The following is a 21,222-nucleotide window of genomic DNA, read 5'->3' as shown; positions in this document are numbered from 1 at the left end:
TGGTGCCAGGGTGGGGGCTGCGGGGACGGCAGCCACCGGACGGACCGGCCCGCACCGCGCACCCGCACCACCGTCCACCGCCACGCGCCCGCCCCACGGGCCGTACTCCGAGTCAGGGAGGAACCCTCATGTCCGATTCACCCCTCATCGCCGTCCTCGGCACCGGCATCATGGGCGCGGGAATGGCGCGCAGCCTGCTCCGCGCGGGCCTCTCCGTGCGCGTGTGGAACCGCAGCGCGGACAAGGCGCGCCCGCTCGTCGCCGACGGGGCGGAACTCGCCTCCGATCCGGCCGCCGCCGTACGCGGCGCCGACGTCGTCCTGACGGTCCTCAACGACGGCACGGCGGTCGCCTCCGTCATGGAGCAGGCCGCGGAAGGGCTGCGCGAGGGGCAGCCCTGGCTCCAGGCGTCCACGGTGGGCCTCGCGGCCACGGCGACGCTCGCCGAGAAGGCCGCGGCGCACGGCGTCGTCTACCTCGACAGCCCCGTCTCGGGTACGAAGGAACCCGCCGAGCAGGGCAAGCTGATCGTCCTCGTCTCGGGTGACGAGGCGGCACGTCCCGCCGTCACGCCCGTACTCGACGCGATCGGGCAGCGCACGGTGTGGGCGGGGAGCGAGCCGGGCGAGGCGACCCGCCTCAAGCTGGTCGTGAACTCCTGGCTCCTCAACCTCGTCGGCTCCGTCGCCGAGTCCCTCAACGTGGCCGACGCGCTCGGCGTGGACCCGCGGCTCTTCCTCGACACGGTCACGGGCGGGGCGCTCGACAGCGCGTACCTCCAGATGAAGGCGGACGCGCTCCTGAAGGGCGAACTCGCCCCCAGCTTCGCGCTCTCGACCGCCTTGAAGGACACCCGTCTCATCCTGGAGGCCACCCGGCCGAGCGGCGCCCGCCTCGACCTCCTCGACGCCACGGCGGCCCGCTTCGCCCGCGCGCGCGACGAGGGCCACGGCGGCGAGGACATGATCGCGACGTACTTCGCCGGGCAGCCCGGAGGCCGTTCCTGAAGCGGATGCCCGAGGGGACCGGGCGTCCGCGAGGTGAGCGGTCCGGCCTCCCGCGCTCGCCCGTCACCTCGCGGGCCCCCTCACTCCGGCTCCCGCCGTCCCTCCCCGGGCCGCAGGCCCAGGGCGTCCAGCAGCCGGGCCAGGTCGTCGGCGTCCCTGGCCCGCGCCGCGAGCGCCCTGCGCGCCCTGTGCCGCTCCGCCGCGAGGGCGGCCCCGAGCGTCTCCGCCTCGCGCCGCTCCAGACGGTCCCTGTCCCGTTCGTCGTGGCTCATCGCCACAGTGTCCTCGCCCCGTTCCCTCCCCGCCCCCCGAAACGCGCCGAGCGGGGCGGCGACCCGGAAGAACCAGCGAAGAGTCCCGGAGGGGAGTGAGGGCGGCTTCGCGTGGGGGGAGGTCCGCTCCCCGGCGCTGAGGGCGGACTACGGACGTATCGGCAGCGGGCGTGGCACGCTCCGTCCGACGAGTGAGGGGGTGGGCAGCCGCACCTCACGTGCCGGTACGGGGCAGCAGGGCCCGCTCGCGCACGAGCCGGGCAGCCGCTTCCTCGACGCGCGGCAGCAGGACGGCGGCCGTCCGCTCCCCGCGTGCCCGCAGGTCCGTGTACGTGCGCAGGCCGAGGTCGGCGAGGACGCCACGGAAGCCGGGCTCCAGGCGGCGGTGGGTCGCCGGGGCGTCGGCGGCGAGGACGGTGTGGCAGCGCGCGAGCGTCGCGACGATCCAGAACACCGCCTCGCGGTGCAGCCCCCGTGCCACGAGATCCGCGCTGCCCTCCACCGCGACGGGCCGCGCCTCGGGCCGCAGGTCGGCCGCGTAGGGGAACGGTGTGCGCACGGGAACGTCCGATGTCGCGTCGAACGTCTCCGTGAGCACGGCGAGGTGACCGGTGACGTGGTCCCGGTTGAGGTGGGCGCAGCCGAGCGCGCCGAGCAGATCCTCGTACAGCCCCTCGTCGGATCCGGGGACGAGGATGTCGCGGACGGCCGGGTACCGCAGCCGGATCGTCGGGTTGCGCAGCGCGGCGACGAGCAGGACGTGCGTGGTGACCCCGGTGGGGAAGAGCCAGGCCGTGACCTGCTGGTGCCAGGGCGCGTCCGCGGGGATCGCCGCGAGTCCGTTCCGTACCCGGCCCGCCGCGTGCCCGCAGCGGCGCAGGACGTGCTCCGGGCGGGCGAAGCCGCGCGCGACGTCGGCGGCCACCGCCGCGAGGCGCCCCTCGGGGTCGGCGATCAGGGTGTCCGTACGGGCCAGGGGCGGCGCCAGGTGGTAGTCGCCGAGCACCGTGTGTGCCGAGGCGAGCGCCGCCCACGGCTCGTACGTGACCTCCAGGAGGGCCCCCGCGTGCCGGAACTTGCCCGGCTTCGGCGGCGGCCGGGGCGTGTCGAGCACGACGACGAGGTCGACGTCCGCGTACGGCGAGAGCTCGGCCGCCGCGTCGAGTCCCACCGTCGAGCCGCTGAAGTACGCCCCGGTGAAGCCCGGGAGCGCGCGCCCGTGCCGTGTCACCCAGTCGTGGGCCGCTTCCCTTGCCGTACCGACGCGCACAGCGCCCCCCTCCGGTGGAAATCCACAGGGTAGTGGGCGCGGCGCGGACCCGCCGGGAGTCTCCCCCTCGGCGGTGGGCAGGCGGTGCTGGGGGAGAATCGCCCGTGTCGGCGGACCTTCCGCATTCCATGCGGGCACCGAGCGGGTCGGACAGGTCAGAACGAGAGAGGCGGCATTCATGCCACAGCAGGTACAGGGCGTCATCGCGCGGGCGAAGGGGGCCGCGGTCGAGATCGCCACGATCACCGTCCCCGATCCCGGGCCCGGCGAGGCGGTCGTACGCGTCCAGGCGTGCGGGGTCTGTCACACCGACCTCCACTACCGGGAGGGCGGGGTCAACGACGAGTTCCCCTTCCTGCTCGGCCACGAGGCGTCCGGGATCGTCGAATCGGTCGGCGAGGGCGTCACGGAGGTCGCCCCCGGTGACTTCGTGATCCTCAACTGGCGTGCGGTGTGCGGCGAGTGCCGTGCCTGCGAGCGCGGCAGGCCGCAGTACTGCTTCAACACGCACAACGCGAAGCAGCGCATGACGCTGGAGGACGGCACGGAGCTGACCCCGGCGCTCGGCATCGGCGCCTTCGCGGAGAAGACCCTCGTCGCGGCCGGGCAGTGCACCAAGGTCGATCCCGAGGCGTCCCCGGCCGCCGCCGGGCTCCTCGGCTGCGGCGTCATGGCGGGCATCGGCGCGGCCATCAACACGGGCGAGGTCACGCGCGGCGACGCGGTCGCCGTCATCGGCTGCGGCGGCGTGGGCGACGCGGCGGTCATGGGCGCGCGCCTCGCCGGGGCGTCGAAGATCATCGCCGTCGACATCGAGGACCGCAAGCTGGAGACGGCCCGCCGGCTCGGCGCGACCCACACCGTCAACTCCCGCACGACCGACCCGGTCGAGGCGATCCGCGAGCTGACCGGTGGCTTCGGCGCCGACGTCGTCATCGAGGCGGTCGGCCGTCCCGAGACGTACGAGCAGGCGTTCTACGCCCGCGACCTCGCGGGGACCGTCGTCCTCGTCGGCGTCCCGACCCCCGATATGCGCGTCGACCTGCCGCTCATCGACGTCTTCGGGCGCGGCGGCGCGCTCAAGTCCTCGTGGTACGGGGACTGCCTGCCCTCGCGCGACTTCCCGATGCTCATCGACCTCTACCGCCAGGGCCGCCTCGACCTCGACGCCTTCGTCACGGAGACGATCGCGCTCGACCAGGTCGAGCAGGCGTTCACGAAGATGCACGACGGCGACGTGCTCCGCTCGGTGGTGATCCTCTGATGGCCGTACGCATCGAACACGTCGTCACCTCGGGCACGTTCTCGCTCGACGGTGGCACCTGGGACGTCGACAACAACGTCTGGCTCGTCGGCGACGAGAACGAGGTCCTCGTCATCGACGCGGCGCACGACGCCGAGGCGATCGCCCGCGCGGTCGGGGACCGGCACGTCGTCGCGATCGTGTGCACCCACGCGCACGACGACCACATCGACGCGGCCCCGGCACTCGCCGAGGTCACCGACGCCTCCGTGCTGCTGCACCCGGAGGACGTGCCGCTCTGGAAGCTCACGCACCCGGGGATACTGCCGGACGGCGAGCTGGCGGACGGTCAGGTCCTCGGTGTCGCCGGTACGGAGCTGACGGTGCTGCACACGCCGGGCCACTCGCCCGGCGCGGTGTGCCTGTACGCCCCCGCGCTCGGCACGGTCTTCACCGGGGACACGCTCTTCGCGGGCGGGCCCGGGGCAACGGGGCGCTCCTTCAGCGACTTCCCGACCATCATCGAGTCGATCCGCTGGAAGCTCCTCGGTCTGCCGCCCGAGACCGAGGTGCGCACCGGGCACGGCGACAGCACGACGATCGGCGCCGAGGCCCCCCACCTGGACGAGTGGGTCGCCCGGGGCCATTGAGGAGCGGCGGCCTCAGCCGGTCTTCTGCGCGGAGCGCGGGTCCCCTCCCGCCTCGGGGGTCTCGTGCTCCGCGCGCAGTGCCCTCGTCTCGCTCTTCAGGATGCGCAGAGACTTGCCCAGCGCCCGCGCGGCGTCGGGCAGTTTGCGGGAACCGAAGAGGACGACGACCACGACCAGAACAATGAGGAGGTGCCAGGGTTCGAGTCCGTTGCGGATCATGATCGCCTCGTTCCGAGTCGGAGGGCCGGGGGCGGGCAGCGCGCCCGTCCCGGGAAGCTTGCTACATTGCGCAACTGTACAGCCGTGGGGGGAGTCGGTCAGGGGCCGGCCGACCGTGGGGAACGAGCCACCGAGGGGTACGTGCATGACTCGCAAGGAAGCGGCGCAGGGCGGAGCGTCCTCCCGGCCGCAGGGGCGGCGGTCCGGGGCCCGGCGGTCCCGCGCGAAGGGCCGCTCCCGGCTCCTCAAGGGACTCGGTGTGCTCGCCGCCTTCGCCGTCCTCGCCTGCGGCGGCTTCGGCTGGGTGTGGCTCAAGCTCAGCGGTGACATCGGCACGTTCAGCCAGGACGGGGTCTCGAAGGAACGGCCCGACGACACCGGGCCAGGCGAGAACATCCTCGTGATCGGCTCGGACACGCGCGCCGGCAAGAACAAGGAACTCGGCGGCGGCGAGGGCGACATCGGCCGCTCCGACACCGCCTTCCTGCTCCACGTCTACGCCGACCACCGGCACGCCGTCGCCGTCTCCATCCCCCGCGACACCCTCGTCGAGATCCCTCGCTGCCGCCTGCCCGACGGAAGCTGGAGCGAGCCCCAGCCGAACACGATGTTCAACGCGGCGTTCACCGTGGGCCAGACGGAGGAGGGCAACCCGGCCTGCACCCAGAACACCGTGGAGAAGCTCACCGGGCTGCGCGTCGACCACACCGTCGTCGTCGACTTCAACGGATTCTCGGAGCTGACCTCGGTCGTCGGCGGCGTCCCCGTCTGCCTGCCCCACGACATCTACCAGCGCGACCTGAGCCCGAAGCGGCCCACCCGCGGCGACCTCGTCTTCCACAAGGGGATCCAGAAGGTCTCCGGACAGCGCGCGCTCGACTACGTGCGCCTGCGGCACGGGGTCGGCGACGGCTCCGACATCGGCCGCATCAAGCGCCAGCAGGCCTTCGTGTCGGCGCTCCTGAAGAAGGTGAAGGAGAAGGGCCTCACGCCCACCAAGCTCCTGCCCCTGGCCGAGGCGGCGACCGGCTCGATGACCGTCGACGCCGGACTCGGCTCCGCCGACAAGATGCTCTCCTTCGCGCTCTCGCTCAAGAACGTCGACCTGCACAACACCAAGTTCGTCACCGTCCCCTGGCGGTACGAGGGCGAGCGCGTCGCGGTCGTCCAGCCGGACGCCGACCGGCTCTGGGCCGCGCTCAAGGCCGACAAGCCGCTCGGCGGCGCGGAGAAGGGCAAGTCGAAGTCCGCCGACACGAAGAACGGCGAGGAGGCGGACAAGAGCGCCGAGGCCGTCACGGGCGCCGGGATCACCGTCGCGATCCGCAACGGCACCACCGTGCCCGGCCTCGCCGCGAAGGCCGCCGGAATCCTCGGCACGAGCGGCTTCACTGTCGCCTCGACGGGCAACGCCGACGACCTCACCGCGGCCGCGACGACCATCGGCTACGGGCCGGGCGAGAAGAAGGCCGCCACGACCACGGCCCGCTGGTTCCCCGGCGCGAGCCTCACCGAGAGCGACACACCCGGCATCACCGTCACCCTCGGGCGCACCTACGCCGACGACCCCGCCGCCGCCCCCACGACGCCCCAGCCCTCCGCTCCCGCGAAACCGGTCGGCTCCGACGCCCGCTCGGCCGACGAGAACCCCTGCGAGGACCTGTCCTACGGCTGATCCCGGGCCCGCCCCGCGCGGGGCTCGGCCGCTGCGGCGGCGCGGGGCCGTCGCGGACGACGGCGGGGCTCCGCTCCTGCGGCGGCGCGTACGGCGGGGGCTCGGCCCGTGCGGCGGCGCGGGGCCGGCTCCTACCCGGGCCCGCCCCGCGCCCGTATCCACCGCAGCGCGCCCCCGTACGCGAGCAGCAGCACCGCCACCGCCGCCCACACCCGCCACGGCAAGGCCACCATCCCCAGCGCGGCCCCCATCGGGCTCGGCGGCAGCGCCACCCCCACCACGACCAGGCCCACCGCCGCCGCCCCCAGGACCTTCGGCACCCGCCCCGCCCCGGGCCGCAGCATCACGAGCACGAGTGCCTGCGTGAGCAGGTTCTCCGTGAACCACCCCGAGTGGAAGAGCGCCTCCCACCGCGCCCCCGCCACACTCCCCGCCCCCCACGCGAGCGCCGCGAAGGTCAGCACATCGACCCCCGCGTTGAGCAGCCCGTACCCGAGGATCTGCCGTACCAGGGCGCGCGTCCGCAGCGACACGGGCCGCGCCGAGGGCCGCGCGGCGGCCCCGCGCCGTACGTAGGCGGTCTGCGCCACGTCGAAGCAGAGGTTCTGCACCAGGACCTGCGCGGGCAGCATCGGCAGGAACGGCAGGAGCAGCCCCGCGACGAGCATCGCCACGACGTTGCCGAGGTTCGACGAGAGGGCGGCGCGCAGGTACGCGAGGACCGTCGCCGTACCGCTCCGCCCGGCGCGCACGGCGTGCGCCGCCGCGCCCAGGTCCTTGCCGCCGAGCACGAGGTCGGCGTGCTCGCGGGCGAGCGCCACCGCGCCCGGCGGGCACAGCCCCACGTCCGCCGCGCGCAGCGCGGGCACGTCGTTCCAGCCGTCGCCGAGGAAGCCCGTGACCCGGCCCGCCGCGCGCGCCCGGCCCACGAGCCACGCCTTGTCCTCCGGTGTGCACCGCGCGAAGACCCGCCCCCGCGCCGCGCGCGCGGCCCGCTCCGCCTCCGGCAGCGCGGCGAGCGCCCGCATGTCGACGACCTCGCCCGGACCGAGCCCCAGGTCACGGCAGGCCCGCGCCGCCGTGCCCGGCTGGTCGCCCGTGAGGACCCGTACCTCGACCCCCAGCGCGGTCAGCTCGCGCAGCGCCCGTTCCGCCCCGGGCACCGGCGGGTCCCTGAACGTCACGAAACCCGCCAGCGCGAGGCCGCGCTCCTCGGCGTGCGTGTACCCCCGCCCGGGCCGCGCGGCCCGCCGCGCCGTCGCCACCGCGAGCACCCGCAGCCCGTCCGCCGCGAGTCGCGCCGCCAGCGCCTCGGCCCGCGCCCGCTCCCCTGGCCCCCACACGCACCGTTCGAGGACGGCGTCCACGGCGCCCTTCACGACGAGCACGCTCGCACCGGGCACGCCGGACTCGGCGAGGAGCACGCTCGCGCGGCGCCGCTCGGCGTCGAAGGGCAGCGCGGCGAACCCCTCGGGCCCGAGGGGGTCGATCCCCGCCGCGTCCGCCGCCGCGAGCAGCGCCTCGTCGAGGGGCGCGGGACGCGGCACCTCGCCCAGCTCCAGCGTCCACGCCGCCGCGACCGCGGCGAGCCGCAAGGGTTCGGTGTCGGGCACCCCGCGCGCGTCGAGACTGGTGTGCACGCACGGCTCGTCCGTCGTGAGCGTCCCGGTCTTGTCGACGCACAAGACCTCCACCGCGCCCAGGTCGTGCAGCGCCGAGGGCCGGTTGACGATCACGCCGTGCTCCGATGCGAGCCGCAGCGCGGCCCGCGCGGGCGCGAGCGTCGCCACCACCGGCAGCATCTCCGGCGTGAGGCCCACGGCGACCGCGACGGCGAACGGGAGCGTCTGCGCCCCCTGCCCCTGCGCCACGGCGTCCGCGCAGAGCACGAGCGGCGGGACGAGGAGCATGAACCGCACGAGCGTCCACGCGACGCCGCGCACCGAGGCGGCGAAGGCGCTCGCGGGGCGCGCCGGTCCGTCCCAGGCACCGAGCAGCCGCGTCCGCGTCCCGGTCGCCGTCACGAGCCCGGTCGCCGTGCCGCTCGCGACCGTCGAGCCGAGCAGCGCGCCCCCGGGATCGCCCGCCCGCCGCGCGACCGCGTCGGACTCGCCGCTCAGCACCGCCTGGCGCAACCGCAGCCCGCGTGTCCGCAGCAGCCACAGGTCCGCGGGCACGCGGTCGCCCGGACCCAGCAGCACGACGTCCCCCGGCACCAGCTCGGCCACCGGCACGTCCCGCACCCGCGGTTCCGCGTCCGCGCGGGCCCTGCGCCGTACCGCGGCGGTGTCCCCGAGGAGCGCGCCGAGAGCCGCGGAGGCGCGCTCGGCCCTGCGCAGCCCGAGGGCGCGCAGCGCGAGGCTGAGCGCGACGAGCAGCGCGGTGACGGCGGCCGTGCCCCACGCGCCGACGAGCGCCGAGACGGGGGAGAGCGCAAGGAGCACGGCCGTGAACGGATCGGTCAGACCGTCCCGCGCGAGCCGCCACCACGGCGTGAGGACGGGCGCGGGCGGCAGGTTGGGTCCGTAGCGCGCCGCGCGCAGCGCCGCCTGCTCCTCGGTGAGACCGCGCGGCGAGGCCGCCAGGCGGCGCAGGACGTGCAGGGGCGCGGCGGTCTCAGGCACCGAGGGACCGCTCGGGCAGGGCGGGGGCCACGCTCCCCGGGGCGAGCAGCGCGCCGACCAGCTCGACGATCCGGGGGTCGCGCAGGTAGTAGACCTGGCGGCGGCCCTCGCGGCGCGAGCCGACGACACCGCCGAGTTTGAGCTTCGTCAAATGCTGGCTGACGGCGGGCAGGGCCCCGCCGAGCCGCTGCGCGAGCCGCGTCACATCGCTCTCGCCGCCCGCGAGGGCCCAGACGAGGTGCAGCCGGGCCGGGGAGGCGAGGAGGCCGAAGACCGTCGCCGCCGCGTCGAGCGCCTCCGCCGGGGGATCACCCGCGAAGCCGCTCCCGTCCCCGCTCACACCGCTCTCCGTTCCGCCGGTCCCGCGCCGGGTCCCACCCCGGCCGCACAAGTGTAGGCAGCGCGGGGCGGGTCTCTCAGGCGGCGGGCTCGTCCCGCCGGCGGGTCCAGTCCTCGGGCCTGGCCTTGATGAGCTTGGGGTCCGAGGGGTCGGTGAGCGGCGCGTCCGGGGTCGCGCGCGCCTCGCTCCTGAGGATGCGGCTCGCCCGGCCCGCGGAGCGCACGAGCCCCGGCAGCCGCTTCACGCCGAGGACGACGATCACGACGAGGAGCAGGATCGCCAGCTCACTGAGTCCGAACACCGGGTGCGCTCCTGAGGGGAGGGGACGGGGGCGGCACACCGGCCCTGGGCGGAGCGGCGTCCGCGCCAGAATCTACAGGAGTGTGGAAGTAAAGGAAGAGGGCCGTGCGCCCGCGCCGCGGAGTGCCGTTCACTCTCCGCGCCGCCGGGGCGCGCTCACTCCTCGTCCCCGTCCTCGCTCCCCTCGTCGCCCTCGAACCAGTCGCCGGCCTCGTCGATCACCTCGGCCGCGACGAGACCGCCCGCCGCGCCCACGGCGAGCCCGGCGGCCCCCGCGAGCACCGCGCGCCCGGCCCCGCGGCTCTCGTGGTGGTCCGTGTGGCCGTGGTGGTCCGTGTGGCCGTGGTGGTCCGTGTGCCCGCCGCCGTACGGGTCCGCGTGGCTGTAGTACGAGCCGTGGTCGCCGTACGCCGAGCTGTGCTCCAGCAGGTGCGTGATCCAGCCGTCGACCTCGCTCGCCCAGTCCAGGGCCGGGACGTCCGCGTGGGCGACGGTGAACCGGGTCAGCGCGTCGTGGCCGCCGCCGAGCAGGCCGCCCCGCTTGTCCGCCTCCAGGACGACCTCGGCGCCCGTGGCGGAGGCGAGGAAGGTGACCTCGACCTCGTTGACGGCGTGCGCGAGCGCGGGCGGCGGTGTCAGCTCGATCTCCTGGTAGAAGGGCAGCCGCTGCCCCGTACCGCCGATCCGGCCCAGCTCCAGGTCCGCCGAGCGGAACCCCCAGCCGAGCCGCCCGAAGGCGTCGAGCACCGCTTCCTGCACCGGGAGCGCGCTCACCACGAGGGGGTCGAGGTCGCCCTTGTCGCGCGCCCCGCCGAGCGCCACCTCCGTGCGCACCCCGAGGACGATGCCGAGCGACTGCCCGTACAGCTCCGTCGTCGGTGTCTCCCACGGCACCGCGAGGGCGAAGGGCAGGACCCGCTCCTCGCCCGCTTCGAGCGTGAAGTCCCCGCCGACGTGGTGCCGCTCGAAGACGACCACGCCCTCGTGCTCGTCCTCCTCGCTCTCCGCCTCGACGCGCGCGAGGAGCTCCAGGGTGATGTCCTCGACCCGCGCCCGCGCCTCGCCGCCGCCGAGCCGCACCTCTCCCGTGAGCGTGCCGCCCGGCAGGACGGGCCCTTCGGCGAGCACCGTGTCGACCGAGGGCCCGCCCGCGCCGAGCGCACCGAGCAGCCGCTTGAACACCATCGCGCACATCCTCCAGGGACTTCCGGGACGCGGCGCGCACTCCGAGAGGCGCCGCTGCGGTCCCGTAGAGCATAAAGGCGCAGGCAGACCCCCTTCGACCGCCACGAGGGCCGGGTTTGAGAGCCCGTCAGGAGGTGGCGCCGGCCGCGAGACGCCCGTCCGCCCGCCCCCTGCCGTCCCGCGTCCTCAGCCCGCCGCGGGTTCCGCCGGTACGCCGCGCGGCCAGCCGAAGAGCCGCGCGCCGATGACCGCCGTGTGCAGCGAGTAGCGGTCCAGGGAGTCGGAGAGGTCGAGCCCGGTGAGGGTGCGGATGCGCTCCAGGCGGTACGTGAGGGCCCGGACGCTCAGGTTGAGCCGCCGTGCCGCCTCCGCCGAGACGCATCCGGCCTCGAAGTACTCGCGCAGCGTCGCGAGGAGCGGCGCGGCACCGCCGCGCGCCTCCTCCAGCGGCCCGAGCACGGTGTCCATGAGGTCGTACATCGCCTGCCTGTCACGGGTGAGCACGGGGAAGACGAGCAGGTCCTCGGCGTGCAGCACCGGCTCCGCCAGCTCCATCCGCTCGCCGACCCGCAGGACTTCGAGCGCCTCCTCGTAGCTGCGCACGACCCCGCCGGGACCGGTGTGCGGGCGGCCGACCGCCGCGCGGCACTCCTTGCCCCGCGCGTACGCCTGCTTCGCGAAGTACCGCGCGATCTCCTCCTGCCCGCTCGGCGCGACGCAGATCAGCACCTCGTCCTTCGTCGTGAGGAGCGTCCTGCGGTCCCCGAAGCGCGCGAAGACCGCGTCCTGCACCGCGCGTGTGACGGGGTGCCCGTCGTCGTACGCCTCCGCGCCGCGCGCCACGGCGACGACGTGCGCGTGCGCGAGCCGCAGCCCGAAGCGCTCTGCGCGCTCGGCCATGCGGCCCTGGTTGCCGCGCCCGTGCAGCAGGTCGTCGATGAACTCCCGGCGCGCCGCCTCCTCCTGGCGCACTGCGAGCCGCTGCGCCCGCTCGTAGCCCTCGGCGCTCGCGTCCACCGCCTGCTCCACGGCCGCGAGCACCTCGGGCGCCGAGGCCCCCGGCGGGGCCGGCCAGTTGCTGCGGGCGGCGGCGAGGAGCCCGTTGACGAGCGAACGCAGCCCGTACCCGGCCTCCGCCGCCTGCTCGCCGAGCCTGCGCCGCGCCTCGATCTCCTCGCGCCGCAGCCGTCGCCCGGTGCTCGCGACCTCGGTGAGGGTCTCGCGGAAGCCCTCCGTGTACAGCTCCGGGATCTCTCTGGGCTGCATGTCCCTTCGCTCCCTCAGTTCGCCGCCGCGGTACTGCCCGGGGTGTCGACAGCCCGCGCCCCGGGGGGCTCGGCCGGTACGGGGCGGTCCTTGGCGGCGTCGCCGCGGTACAGGAAGCGGCGCGCGAGCGGCTCGGTCCAGCGCGCGGTGAGCGGCCCGAGGATCACGAGGATGAGGACGTACGCGGTCGCCAGCGGCCCGATCTCCGGCGCGGTGCCGACCGCGAGGCCCGCGATGACGATGGAGAACTCCCCGCGTGCCACGAGGGTGCCGCCCGCCCTCCAGCGCCCGGCCCGCTGCACCCCGGCCCGCCGGGCCGCGTACCAGCCCGTGGCGATCTTGGTGAGGACGGAGACGACGGCGAGGATCAGCGCGGTGAGGAAGACCGGCGGGATGTCCGCCGGGTTGGTGGAGAGGCCGAAGAAGACGAAGAAGACGGCGGCGAAGAGGTCCCGCAGCGGTGCCAGCAGGTTGTGCGCGCCCTCGGCGACCTCGCCCGAGAGCGCGATGCCGACGAGGAAGGCGCCGACGGCGGCGGAGACCTGGAGTTCGGCGGCGACCCCGGCGACGAGGACGGTGAGACCGAGCACCACGAGGAGCAGCATCTCGGGATTGTCGGAGGAGACGGCCCGGCTGATGAGACGGCCGTGGCGCAGCGCGAGGTAGAGCACGAGGCCCACGGTGCCCAGCGAGATGACGAGCGTCAGGCTCGCGCCGCCGAGGCTCAGCCCGGCGAGCAGTGCCGTGAGGATCGGCAGGTACACCGCCATCGCGAGGTCCTCGATGACGAGCACCCCGAGGATCACGGGCGTCTCGCGGTTGCCGAGCCGCCCCAGGTCGCCGAGGACTTTCGCGATGACCCCGGAGGAGGAGATCCAGGTGACCCCGGCCAGGACCACCGCGGCCACGAAGCCCCAGCCGAGGATCAGCGCGCACACGAACCCCGGCAGGGCGTTCAGGACGAAGTCCACGATCCCCGAGGGGTACTGCTTCTTGAGGTTGGTGACGAGTTCGGAGGCGCTGTACTCCAGGCCGAGCAGGAGGAGCAGCAGGATCACCCCGATCTCGGCACCGGTGGCGACGAACTCCTCACTGGCGTCGAGCGGCAGGAAACCTCCCTTGCCGAAGGCCAGGCCCGCCAGGAGATAGAGCGGGATGGGGGAGAAGCCGATCCGCCCGGCCAGGCGGCCGAGTATGCCGAGGCCGAGAATGATCGCGCCCAGCTCTATCAGCAGTTCAGTCGTCGTGTCGTGCACGAGGGGTCATCCTCCAGCGATCAGTTCGGCCACGGCGTCCACTCCCTCGCGGGTCCCGACGACGACCAGTACGTCGCCGATCGCGAAGCGGAAATCCGGGGTCGGGGAAGGAACCGCGTCGGTGCGCCGCAGGACGGCGACGATCGAGGCCCCGGTCTTCGTACGTGCCTGCGTCGCGCCGAGCGTCCGGCCCGCGAAGGGGGAGCGCTTCGTCACCGGGATGTGCTCGGTGACGAGGTCGATCTCCACGTGCTGGCGCAGGTAGCCCACGGGGTCGGGCTTGAGCAGTCCGGCGAGCGCGAGCGACTCGCCGGGGTCGAGCTGGGCGGCGTCGCGGCAACTGTCCTCGTCCTCCGGGTCGTGGAGGCCGAGGACACGGCGGCCGTCCTGGTGCACGACGACCGACAGGTGCCGGCCGGACTGCGTGTCCAGGTCGTAGCGCGCCCCGATCCCGGGGAGAGCGGTCTTGGTGAAGTGAGCGGTGGGCTCCATCGAGAACTCCGTACGGCGTGTCGCGTGCGCGCGGCCGCGCGCAGGGTGTGCGGGGGACGGGTGCCACGGGGGACCGTGACAGTCCATACCGTGTCATCCCTGCTGCGCGCACAGAACACCCGTGCGTGGGTAGGGGACGGAATCGGGCCCCGTCAGGTGTGCGGAGGTGCGCCGGAGCGACCGGCCGCGCGGGAGGGGAGCCCGGAAAGGACGGTGGGGATGCGGGGGAGCGGTCTCCCCCGGTCGGTTGCGGGACGTGCGAGGGGAAGGTCCAGCGGTGCGGGGCTCCGGGGGCGGACCGGACGGCGGTGCGCCCGGGGCTTCGCGGGGCGGGACGGGGACTCGCGGGTGGTGCGTCTCGTGGGTGCGGGATGGGTCCCGGCGCGCGGGAAGGCGTGCCGGGGGCCCGCGGGGCGGGGTACGGGGCGCGTGCGGGCCGGGGCCCGCGGGGTGCGCCGCGCGGGGGAACGCCGGGTCAGGCGTTATGCGGAACGGCTTCGCGGGGGCGCACTCCGATGGCCCTGCCGCGAGAGGGAGGGCGGAGGGCCGCGCCGGGGCCGGGTTGAAGCGGCAGTGCGCGAGGGCGGATGTGCCGGTCGTGCTCCACGGGACCACCCCCTCCCCTGCCTGCGAGGGCGGCCCGTGACCGGACCGCCCGACGCGCCGGGATGCCCGGGAGGGCATGACCGGCTTGCTGATTTGACCAGTACTTTAACGTACGACAAAGAGGGTGAAGCGTGGGATTACACGGCAAAGCGCACGTATCAACTGGTGGGAATTTTCCCGCTCGTGGGGGACTCGCGCGAGGCGGGTGCCGGATCCGTGCGCGCCGGTTCCCGCGCGCCCCGGTACCGAAGGCCGGTCGGCGCGGCGCCGGGAGCTGTCCGCGTGGTGCCCGGAGCCCGTGCGCTCAGTGCCGGGAGTGCGAGGGCCGGTCCGGCGCGAGGCGGGGGCGGGTGAAGGCCCCTCCGGTCGCGCGGCCGCGTGCGCCCGGGTGCGGGTCGAGCAGTTGCGCGGCGACGCCCGCGGCGACGAGCCCCGAGGCGAGCACCACCCCGTGCCCGGCGATCAGACCGCCGCCCAGGGTGGCGAGGGCGAGGACGAGCAGCAATATCGCCCAGGGGCGCGAGGCCCGGGGCAGCCGTCCGGTACGCAGTGCCCGCTCCAGACGCGGGTCCTCCGCGCGCAGCCCGCGCTCCAGTGTCCGCAGTGTCTCGTCCTGACGCTCCATCGCCCGTCTCTCCCTCCGTGCCGCCCCGGTCCCCGCTTCGGCGGGCCCTGCGGCCCGCGTCCCTCGGCGGCACGTACCCAAGGGATTCCGTCCCCGGGCCCCGCCCACACCTGACGCGCCGCTTCCGCTCCGGCCGCCCGCCGGGTCCTTCCCCGGAAGCCTCTCCCACCGCGGGGGCCTGGCGCCATCCGGAATCACCCCCACTCTCCCTGGGGGAGAACCCTGAGGAACGGGGCGCGGGCCCCGAGGGGGGCGGGGGAGCGTGCCGGGCGGAAATGGGGGTTGCCACGGATGGACCCGCACGGGGGCGATCGGGGAGGGTGGGGGGCGGGCCCGTCGTGCGTCATGGCGGGACATGTCCGACCACCGGGAGGCACCGAGGTGTCGTTGTTCCAGCGCATCTTCCTGCTCAACGCCGCCGTGCTCCTCGCGGCGACGGGGTTGCTGCTGCTCGGCCCCGTGACCGTCTCGGCTCCCGTGGTGCTCACGGAGGTGCTGATCCTCTCGGCGGGGCTCGTCGCGATGCTCACCGCCAACGCGGCGCTCCTGCGGATCGGCCTCGCCCCGCTCCAGCGGCTGCACCGAGCCATGAGCACGACCGACCTGCTCCGGCCGGGCCGCCGCCCCGACGTCTCGGGACACGGCGAGATCGCCGGTCTCATCACCGCCTTCAACACCATGCTCGACCGGCTGGAGGCCGAACGGGCCACGAGCACCGCCCGCGCGCTCTCCGCGCAGGAGGCCGAGCGCCGCAGGATCGCCCAGGAACTGCACGACGAGGTCGGGCAGACCCTCACCGCCGTGCTCCTCGAACTCCAGAGCGCCGCCAAGAACGCGCCTCCGGCGCTCGCCGAGCGGCTCCACCAGGTGCAGGAGACGACGCGCGGTGGTCTCGACGAGATCCGCAGGATCGCCCGCAGGCTGCGGCCCGGCGTGCTCGACGAACTGGGGCTGCGCGCGGCGCTCGCCTCGCTCGTCACCGAGCTGCCCGCGGACAGCGGCCTGCGGGTGCGACGCGCGGTCGACCGCGACCTGCCGGAACTGGACAAGGAGGTGGAGCTGGTCCTCTACCGGGTCGCCCAGGAGGCGCTGACCAACGTCGTACGGCACGCGGGGGCCCGCGAGGTACGGCTCACGCTGCGGGCGCTGCCGCACGGGGCGGAGCTGACCGTGGCGGACGACGGTCGCGGACTGGGGGACGCCCCCGAGGGCGCGGGCCTGCGCGGTATGCGGGAGCGCGCTCTCCTGATCGGCGCCGACCTGTCCATCGCCCCCGGGCGCACGGGCGGCACGGAAATCCGCCTGACCGCTCCGCTCACGACCCGCCCCTCCCCATCGCCCACGGAGCCCCGCGAGGGGGTGGGCGTCATGTGAGGGGCGCGGGTGTGCGCTCGGGCCTGTGGCCCCCGCCCCGCGTCGCCTGACGCACGCCTCGCGCGGGGGAGAGGCGGACCGTCGCCCGCCCCGGCCGCTTGTCCCGCGAAGCCCGTCCCCCGACCGCCGACCCCGCCGTCCCCGTTTCCGCCGCACCGCCCCCTCCCCACGGAGTCACCCGTGTCCACCGTCCCGGCCGCGCCGCCCGCCCCCGCTCTTGCGCCCGCCTCCACCCCCGCCACCTCTCCCCGCGCCGAGGACACCGCCGCTCCCATCCGGGTGCTGCTCGCCGACGACCACGCCCTCGTGCGGCGGGGGCTGCGGCTCATCCTCGACGCCGAACCGGATCTCACCGTGGTGGCGGAGGCGGGGGACGGGGCCGAGGCGGTGGAGCAGGCGCGCCTGCACCGGCCCGACCTCGCCGTGCTCGACATCGCGATGCCCCGCATGACCGGGCTCCAGGCAGCGCGGGAGCTCTCCCGCGCCCTGCCGGGGCTGCGCATGATCGTGCTCACGATGTACGACAACGAGCAGTTCTTCTTCGAGGCGCTCAAGGCGGGCGCCGGAGGGTACGTGCTCAAGTCGCTCGCGGACCGCGACCTCATCGAGGCGTGCAGGGCCGCGATGCGCGACGAGCCCTTCCTCTACCCGGGCGCGACCGGCGCGCTCATCCGCAACTACCTCGACCAGGCCCGCAGGGGGGAGGAACCCGGCGGGGGCAGCACGCTCACCCCGCGCGAGGAGGAGATCCTCAAGCTCGTCGCCGAGGGGCACTCCTCGAAGGACATCGCCGCGCTCCTCGTCATCAGCGTCAAGACCGTCGAGCGGCACCGCGCCAACACCCTCCACAAGCTCGGCCTCAAGGACCGGCTCGAACTGACCAGGTACGCGATTCGGGCGGGACTCGTCGAGCCCTGAGCGACGCCCCGGGCGGAACCGGACGACCGCGGGGAGCAGACTGGCCCGTACAGGCACCATCCGTACCGCCACCAGCAGGGAGCAGCGCACATGTCCTTCCGCGCCATCCGTGTCACCGAGGACGAGCAGGGCCGCCACGCCGCCGTGGAAACCCTTGAGGACGAACAGTTGCCGCCGGGCGAGGTGACCGTCGACGTCGAGTACTCGACCGTCAACTACAAGGACGGCCTCGCGCTCGCGGGCAAGGGCATCGTGCGCACGTTCCCGCTCACGCCGGGCATCGACCTGGCGGGGACGGTCACGGACTCGGCGGACCCGCGTTTCGCACCGGGCGACCGGGTCGTCCTCAACGGTTTCGGCCGGGGCGAGAGCAAGGACGGCGGCTTCGCCGAGCGGGCCCGCGTCGGGGCGGACGAACTCGTCCCCCTGCCGGAGGCGCTCAGCACACGCCAGGCCGCGGCGATCGGCACGGCCGGGTACACCGCGATGCTCAGCGTCCTCGCGCTGGCGGACGCGGGCGTCGCGCCCGGCGACGGCGACGTGCTCGTCACAGGCGCCGCCGGTGGTGTCGGCTCCGTCGCGATCGCCCTGCTCGCCGCGCGCGGCTACCGGGTCGTCGCCTCGACGGGCCGCTCCGAGCACGGGGACTACCTGCGCGCGCTCGGCGCCGCCGAGCTCATCGACCGCGCCACGCTCTCAGCCCCGGGCAAGCCGCTCGCCTCCCAGCGCTGGGCCGCCGCCGTCGACAGCGTCGGCAGCCACACCCTCGCCAACGTGCTCGCCGCGACCCGCTACGGCGGCACGGTCACCGCCTGCGGTCTCGCCCAGGGGCTCGACCTGCCCGGCTCGGTGGCCCCCTTCATCCTGCGCGGCGTCCGTCTCCAGGGCATCGACTCGGTGTACGCCCCGATGGAGTCCCGCCGCCGCGCCTGGACGGCACTCGCCACCGAACTCGACCCGGCCCGCCTCGACACCCTCACCGAGACGGTCCCCCTCGCCGACGTGATCGCCGTCGCGCCCCGCATCCTCGCGGGCCGCGTCAGGGGCCGCACCCTGGTGGACGTCAGGGCCTGAGCCGCCGGGGTTCGGCCCTCCGAGGACGGCACCGGCGTGCCCGCCGCCCCCGGAGGCCGTCCGCCCGGCGCCCCCGGCCCCGGGTCCCGGCCCCGCTCCCGTCCGGCCGGAGCCCCCCTGCGCCTCTGCTCCCTTCCGGGCAAAGGGACCTGACCGCCCCTCACCTCTTGGGCCGCTCGCGTGCATACGGCAGGCTGTGCCCGTGCCCGCACTCGCCTTCCCCTCCCCGTCCTCCTCCGCGCCACCGCCCGAGCCCGGCATGGTGGTGGCCGGGGACGACGCGCTCGCGCCCCGGATCGCCGCCGAACTCGCCGAGGTGTACCAGGAGCGGGTCACGCTCATCGAGCCACCCGCGCCCGAGGGGCTCACGACGGGGGCGGCGTTCTCGGGGCGGGCGCTGGGGCGCGCCTCGGCGTTCTTCGACCGCTTCGGCTTCGCCCGGGGGCGCGCGGCCGACACCGCGCAGGAGGCCGCGCCCGGCCGCGGCGGGGGAGTGGAGGTCGTCGAGGCGGCGCGGCTCGACGACGCGGCGCTCACGGCCGCGGGGATCGCGACGGCGACGGCGCTCGCGCTCGTCCACGAGGAGGACGAGGTCAACATCCACGCCGCGCTGCGCGCCCGGCGGCTCAACCCGCGCCTGCGCCTCGTCATCCGGCTCTACAACCGGCGCCTGGGCCAGCAACTGGAGCACCTGCTCGACCAGGCGGCGGTACTCGCCGGGCTCGACGAGGGCGTCGCCAGCGTCACCGTGCTGTCGGACGCGGCCACGGCGGCGCCCGCGCTCGCGGCCTCCGCCGTGGCCGGGACCAGCAAGGTCATCGAGGCCGACGGCATCCTGCTGCGCGCCGTCGAACGCCGCCCGCCCGGCAGGGGCGAGGTCGCGGCACCGGGCCTCGCCACCCTCGCGCTGCTCTCCGCGACGGTCGGCGACCCGGGCGGCGCCGAGGGCTCGGACAGCAGCGCCGACGCGCCCCGCCTGCTCCCCGACGCCGAGGAGGTGGCCGCGGCGGCCGGGCGCGAGACGGTCGTCCTGGAGCAGATCGGCCGCCCCGGCACCACCCCGGCGGCGGGGCGCTTCACGGGCTGGCGGGTACCGCTCGGCTCGCTGTTCTCGGCGCGGCTGCGCTGGTCGATCGCGGGGCTCGGGCTCGCCGTGCTCGTCCTGGCCGGCGCCTCGATGGTGGTCACGGGCGAACACCCGCTCCACGCCGCCTACGTGACGCTCCTCGACCTCTTCGCGATCAACGACCCCATCGACCAGGGCAAGGCCCGCCAGATCCTGCAACTCCTCAACGGGCTCATCGGCCTGCTCATCCTGCCCGTGCTCGTCGCCGCGACCCTCGAAGCCTTCGGCACCTTCCGCTCCGCCTCCACGCTGCGCCGCCCGCCGCGCGGTCTCGCGGGGCACGTCGTGCTCCTCGGGCTCGGCAAGATCGGCACCCGGGTGCTCGCCAGGCTCCACGAGATGAACGTGCCCGTGGTGTGCGTGGAGGAGGACCCCGAGGCGCGCGGCATCCCGCTCGCCCGCAGGCTCAGGGTGCCGTGCGTCATCGGCGACGTCACCGACGAGGGCGTGCTCGAAGCGGCGAAGATCGGCCGCGCCTCGGCACTGCTCGCGGTGACGAGCGTGGACGCCACCAACCTGGAGGCGGCGCTGTACGCGCGTTCCCTCCACCCGCTCCTGCGCGTCTCGCTGCGGCTCTTCGACGACGACTTCGCGACCGCCGTCTACCGCACCCTGCGCGCCGCGCACCCCGGCGCCCTCACCCGCAGCCGCAGCGTCTCCTCGCTCGCCGCGCCCGCCTTCGCCGGGGCGATGATGGGCCGCCAGGTGCTCGGGGCGATCCCCGTCGAGCGCCGTGTCCTGCTCTTCGCCGCGCTCGACGTGGCGGGGCGGCCCGAACTGGAGGGCCGTACGGTCGCCGAGGCGTTCCGGCCGGGCTCCTGGCGCGTCATCGCGCTCGACACGAGCGGCCCCGCCGAACGCGCCGCCGACCCCGCCTCGCCCGGCGGCCAGGGCGGCGGCGGCCTCGTGTGGGACCTGCACCCCGGCTACGTCCTGCGCCCCGAGGACCGCGTGGTCCTCGCCGCCACCCGCCACGGCCTCGGTTCCCTCCTCGGCCGCAGGAGCCGCGAAGAGGGCACGCGCGCGAGCGGTACGTAACGCCCGCATTCCCCGTCCCGCTGTGAAGTGGCTCACTCTTGTCCGGATGCGTGTATCGCTCATGGACCGCCTATATAGGTGCGTGATACATATGGCTCCGTGGATGAGATCCCCCTCGGCCAGGACGATGTCACCGCCCTCCTGGAAGGGCTCACGGCGCTGTCCGTACGGCACCTGACGGTGCATGACATCAGCTTCACCGCCGCGATGACGCTGGGCCGGCTCTCCCGTACGGGGCCGACGCGGCTCACCGTGCTCGCGAGCGACGGCGGCGTCTCCCAGCCCTCCATGACCCAGCTCGTCCAGCGCCTGGAGAAGCAGGGGCTCGTCCGCCGGGTGCGCTGCCCCGACGACGGCCGCGCCGTCCTCGTCTCCATCACCGACGCGGGCCGCGACGTCGTACGCGAACGGCGGGAAGCCCGCGCCGCACGCCTCCATCAACTCCTCGCCATCCTCCCCGCCGAGGCGCGCCTCACGCTCCTGCGGGCCGCCAGGGACGCCAGACCCGCACTGGAGACCCTGCTCGACACCGCCGTGCGCACCCAGTGGCCCACCCCGCCCGGACGCGGCGGGGGACGCCCCGCCCCCCGTACCGACTGACCCGCCCCACCCCCGGACCCCGCACGGCCCCCGCGCCGCGCGGGGGCCGTGCGGGGTCCGGG

20 protein-coding genes are annotated in these 21,222 nt (G+C 75.1%); 9 read left to right on the top strand and 11 right to left on the bottom strand.

The features are described 5' to 3' along the window. The first annotated feature begins 128 nt into the window (after positions 1 to 128). Positions 129 to 1,007, top strand: coding sequence for an NAD(P)-dependent oxidoreductase (locus IF99_RS0108120; RefSeq protein ID WP_030995682.1), 879 nt, complete (start codon positions 129 to 131; stop codon positions 1,005 to 1,007). A gap of 80 nt (positions 1,008 to 1,087) precedes the next feature. Here IF99_RS0108120 and IF99_RS0108115 read toward each other — a convergent pair whose 3' ends face one another. Both IF99_RS0108115 and IF99_RS0108110 read right to left on the bottom strand, forming a co-directional pair. Further along, positions 1,088 to 1,279 carry a hypothetical protein gene (locus IF99_RS0108115; protein WP_030995681.1) on the bottom strand — a complete coding sequence of 64 codons (192 nt, stop codon included), beginning with the start codon at positions 1,277 to 1,279 and terminating at the stop codon, positions 1,088 to 1,090. Positions 1,280 to 1,493: 214 nt separating this feature from the next. Further along, positions 1,494 to 2,549 carry a hypothetical protein gene (locus IF99_RS0108110; protein WP_030995680.1) on the bottom strand — a complete coding sequence of 352 codons (1,056 nt, stop codon included), beginning with the start codon at positions 2,547 to 2,549 and terminating at the stop codon, positions 1,494 to 1,496. Positions 2,550 to 2,727: 178 nt separating this feature from the next. Here IF99_RS0108110 and IF99_RS0108105 point away from each other — a divergent pair, with 178 nt between their 5' ends. Both IF99_RS0108105 and IF99_RS0108100 read left to right on the top strand, forming a co-directional pair. Next, positions 2,728 to 3,813: an S-(hydroxymethyl)mycothiol dehydrogenase gene (locus tag IF99_RS0108105; RefSeq protein ID WP_030995679.1), complete on the top strand. Its 1,086-nt coding sequence runs from the start codon at positions 2,728 to 2,730 to the stop codon at positions 3,811 to 3,813. Next, entirely contained in the window at positions 3,813 to 4,442 is a 630-nt protein-coding gene (locus IF99_RS0108100) for an MBL fold metallo-hydrolase (RefSeq protein ID WP_030995678.1), read from the top strand. Before IF99_RS0108105 ends, IF99_RS0108100 begins: the two co-directional genes overlap by 1 nt. 12 nt (positions 4,443 to 4,454) lie before the next feature. Here the strand turns inward: IF99_RS0108100 and tatA are convergent, their stop codons facing one another. After that, on the bottom strand, positions 4,455 to 4,661 hold the full coding sequence (tatA, locus tag IF99_RS0108095) for a Sec-independent protein translocase subunit TatA (RefSeq protein ID WP_030995677.1): 207 nt from the start codon (positions 4,659 to 4,661) through the stop codon (positions 4,455 to 4,457). A 145-nt stretch (positions 4,662 to 4,806) separates the two neighbouring features. Here tatA and IF99_RS0108090 point away from each other — a divergent pair, with 145 nt between their 5' ends. Next, complete coding sequence (locus tag IF99_RS0108090; RefSeq protein WP_030995676.1) at positions 4,807 to 6,336, top strand: LCP family protein; 1,530 nt, start codon at positions 4,807 to 4,809, stop codon at positions 6,334 to 6,336. Positions 6,337 to 6,467: 131 nt separating this feature from the next. Here IF99_RS0108090 and IF99_RS0108085 read toward each other — a convergent pair whose 3' ends face one another. The 8 genes from IF99_RS0108085 to IF99_RS0108050 all read right to left on the bottom strand — a co-directional run bounded on the left by IF99_RS0108085 (position 6,468) and on the right by IF99_RS0108050 (position 15,030). Further along, positions 6,468 to 8,960 carry an HAD-IC family P-type ATPase gene (locus tag IF99_RS0108085; protein ID WP_030995675.1) on the bottom strand — a complete coding sequence of 831 codons (2,493 nt, stop codon included), beginning with the start codon at positions 8,958 to 8,960 and terminating at the stop codon, positions 6,468 to 6,470. Further along, positions 8,953 to 9,300, bottom strand: coding sequence for an ArsR/SmtB family transcription factor (locus tag IF99_RS0108080; protein ID WP_030995674.1), 348 nt, complete (start codon positions 9,298 to 9,300; stop codon positions 8,953 to 8,955). The genes IF99_RS0108085 and IF99_RS0108080 overlap by 8 nt, the downstream gene beginning before the upstream one ends. A gap of 76 nt (positions 9,301 to 9,376) precedes the next feature. Continuing rightward, a complete protein-coding gene (locus IF99_RS0108075; protein WP_030995673.1) occupies positions 9,377 to 9,601 on the bottom strand; it encodes a twin-arginine translocase TatA/TatE family subunit in 225 nt (74 codons plus the stop codon). A gap of 155 nt (positions 9,602 to 9,756) precedes the next feature. Then, positions 9,757 to 10,785 carry a sporulation protein gene (locus IF99_RS0108070; protein ID WP_030995672.1) on the bottom strand — a complete coding sequence of 343 codons (1,029 nt, stop codon included), beginning with the start codon at positions 10,783 to 10,785 and terminating at the stop codon, positions 9,757 to 9,759. Between the two features lie 186 nt (positions 10,786 to 10,971). Then, a complete protein-coding gene (locus tag IF99_RS0108065; RefSeq protein WP_030995671.1) occupies positions 10,972 to 12,051 on the bottom strand; it encodes a PucR family transcriptional regulator in 1,080 nt (359 codons plus the stop codon). Positions 12,052 to 12,065: 14 nt separating this feature from the next. Further along, positions 12,066 to 13,307: a cation:proton antiporter gene (locus IF99_RS0108060; RefSeq protein WP_030995670.1), complete on the bottom strand. Its 1,242-nt coding sequence runs from the start codon at positions 13,305 to 13,307 to the stop codon at positions 12,066 to 12,068. Between the two features lie 6 nt (positions 13,308 to 13,313). After that, a complete protein-coding gene (locus tag IF99_RS0108055; protein ID WP_030995669.1) occupies positions 13,314 to 13,799 on the bottom strand; it encodes a cation:proton antiporter regulatory subunit in 486 nt (161 codons plus the stop codon). 910 nt (positions 13,800 to 14,709) lie between these two features. Further along, complete coding sequence (locus tag IF99_RS0108050) at positions 14,710 to 15,030, bottom strand: DUF3040 domain-containing protein (protein WP_030995668.1); 321 nt, start codon at positions 15,028 to 15,030, stop codon at positions 14,710 to 14,712. Positions 15,031 to 15,411: 381 nt separating this feature from the next. Between IF99_RS0108050 and IF99_RS0108045 the strand changes: the two genes are divergently transcribed. The 5 genes from IF99_RS0108045 (at position 15,412) to IF99_RS0108025 (ending at position 21,160) form a co-directional block, all read left to right on the top strand. Continuing rightward, positions 15,412 to 16,404 (top strand): HAMP domain-containing sensor histidine kinase, encoded by a 993-nt coding sequence (locus IF99_RS0108045; protein WP_037826604.1) that lies wholly within the window; start codon positions 15,412 to 15,414, stop codon positions 16,402 to 16,404. A gap of 273 nt (positions 16,405 to 16,677) precedes the next feature. After that, entirely contained in the window at positions 16,678 to 17,322 is a 645-nt protein-coding gene (locus IF99_RS0108040; protein WP_199806472.1) for a response regulator, read from the top strand. A gap of 90 nt (positions 17,323 to 17,412) precedes the next feature. Next, the gene (locus tag IF99_RS0108035; RefSeq protein ID WP_030995665.1) at positions 17,413 to 18,396 is read left to right on the top strand and encodes an MDR family oxidoreductase; all 984 of its coding nucleotides are present in this window, start codon (positions 17,413 to 17,415) and stop codon (positions 18,394 to 18,396) included. A 259-nt stretch (positions 18,397 to 18,655) separates the two neighbouring features. Continuing rightward, positions 18,656 to 20,560, top strand: coding sequence for a potassium channel family protein (locus IF99_RS0108030; protein WP_030995664.1), 1,905 nt, complete (start codon positions 18,656 to 18,658; stop codon positions 20,558 to 20,560). Positions 20,561 to 20,659: 99 nt separating this feature from the next. Then, positions 20,660 to 21,160 carry a MarR family transcriptional regulator gene (locus IF99_RS0108025; RefSeq protein ID WP_030995663.1) on the top strand — a complete coding sequence of 167 codons (501 nt, stop codon included), beginning with the start codon at positions 20,660 to 20,662 and terminating at the stop codon, positions 21,158 to 21,160. The last annotated feature ends 62 nt before the right edge of the window (positions 21,161 to 21,222 follow it).

Origin of the sequence: Streptomyces sp. NRRL F-5630 (assembly GCF_000719475.1) — a bacterium.
Taxonomy (GTDB): domain Bacteria; phylum Actinomycetota; class Actinomycetes; order Streptomycetales; family Streptomycetaceae; genus Streptomyces.
Note: the sequence above shows the minus strand (reverse complement) of the source record. Positions and strands in the feature narration are given on the sequence as shown.

Coding starts and splice junctions, on each gene's coding strand:
- IF99_RS0108055 (WP_030995669.1), bottom strand. CDS start 13,799: ATGGAGCCCACCGCTCACTTCACCAAGACCGCTCTCCCCGGGATCGGG.
- IF99_RS0108070 (WP_030995672.1), bottom strand. CDS start 10,785: ATGGTGTTCAAGCGGCTGCTCGGTGCGCTCGGCGCGGGCGGGCCCTCG.
- IF99_RS0108050 (WP_030995668.1), bottom strand. CDS start 15,030: ATGGAGCGTCAGGACGAGACACTGCGGACACTGGAGCGCGGGCTGCGC.
- IF99_RS0108035 (WP_030995665.1), top strand. CDS start 17,413: ATGTCCTTCCGCGCCATCCGTGTCACCGAGGACGAGCAGGGCCGCCAC.
- IF99_RS0108115 (WP_030995681.1), bottom strand. CDS start 1,279: ATGAGCCACGACGAACGGGACAGGGACCGTCTGGAGCGGCGCGAGGCG.
- IF99_RS0108100 (WP_030995678.1), top strand. CDS start 3,813: ATGGCCGTACGCATCGAACACGTCGTCACCTCGGGCACGTTCTCGCTC.
- IF99_RS0108065 (WP_030995671.1), bottom strand. CDS start 12,051: ATGCAGCCCAGAGAGATCCCGGAGCTGTACACGGAGGGCTTCCGCGAG.
- tatA (WP_030995677.1), bottom strand. CDS start 4,661: ATGATCCGCAACGGACTCGAACCCTGGCACCTCCTCATTGTTCTGGTC.
- IF99_RS0108120 (WP_030995682.1), top strand. CDS start 129: ATGTCCGATTCACCCCTCATCGCCGTCCTCGGCACCGGCATCATGGGC.
- IF99_RS0108090 (WP_030995676.1), top strand. CDS start 4,807: ATGACTCGCAAGGAAGCGGCGCAGGGCGGAGCGTCCTCCCGGCCGCAG.
- IF99_RS0108105 (WP_030995679.1), top strand. CDS start 2,728: ATGCCACAGCAGGTACAGGGCGTCATCGCGCGGGCGAAGGGGGCCGCG.
- IF99_RS0108030 (WP_030995664.1), top strand. CDS start 18,656: ATGGTGGTGGCCGGGGACGACGCGCTCGCGCCCCGGATCGCCGCCGAA.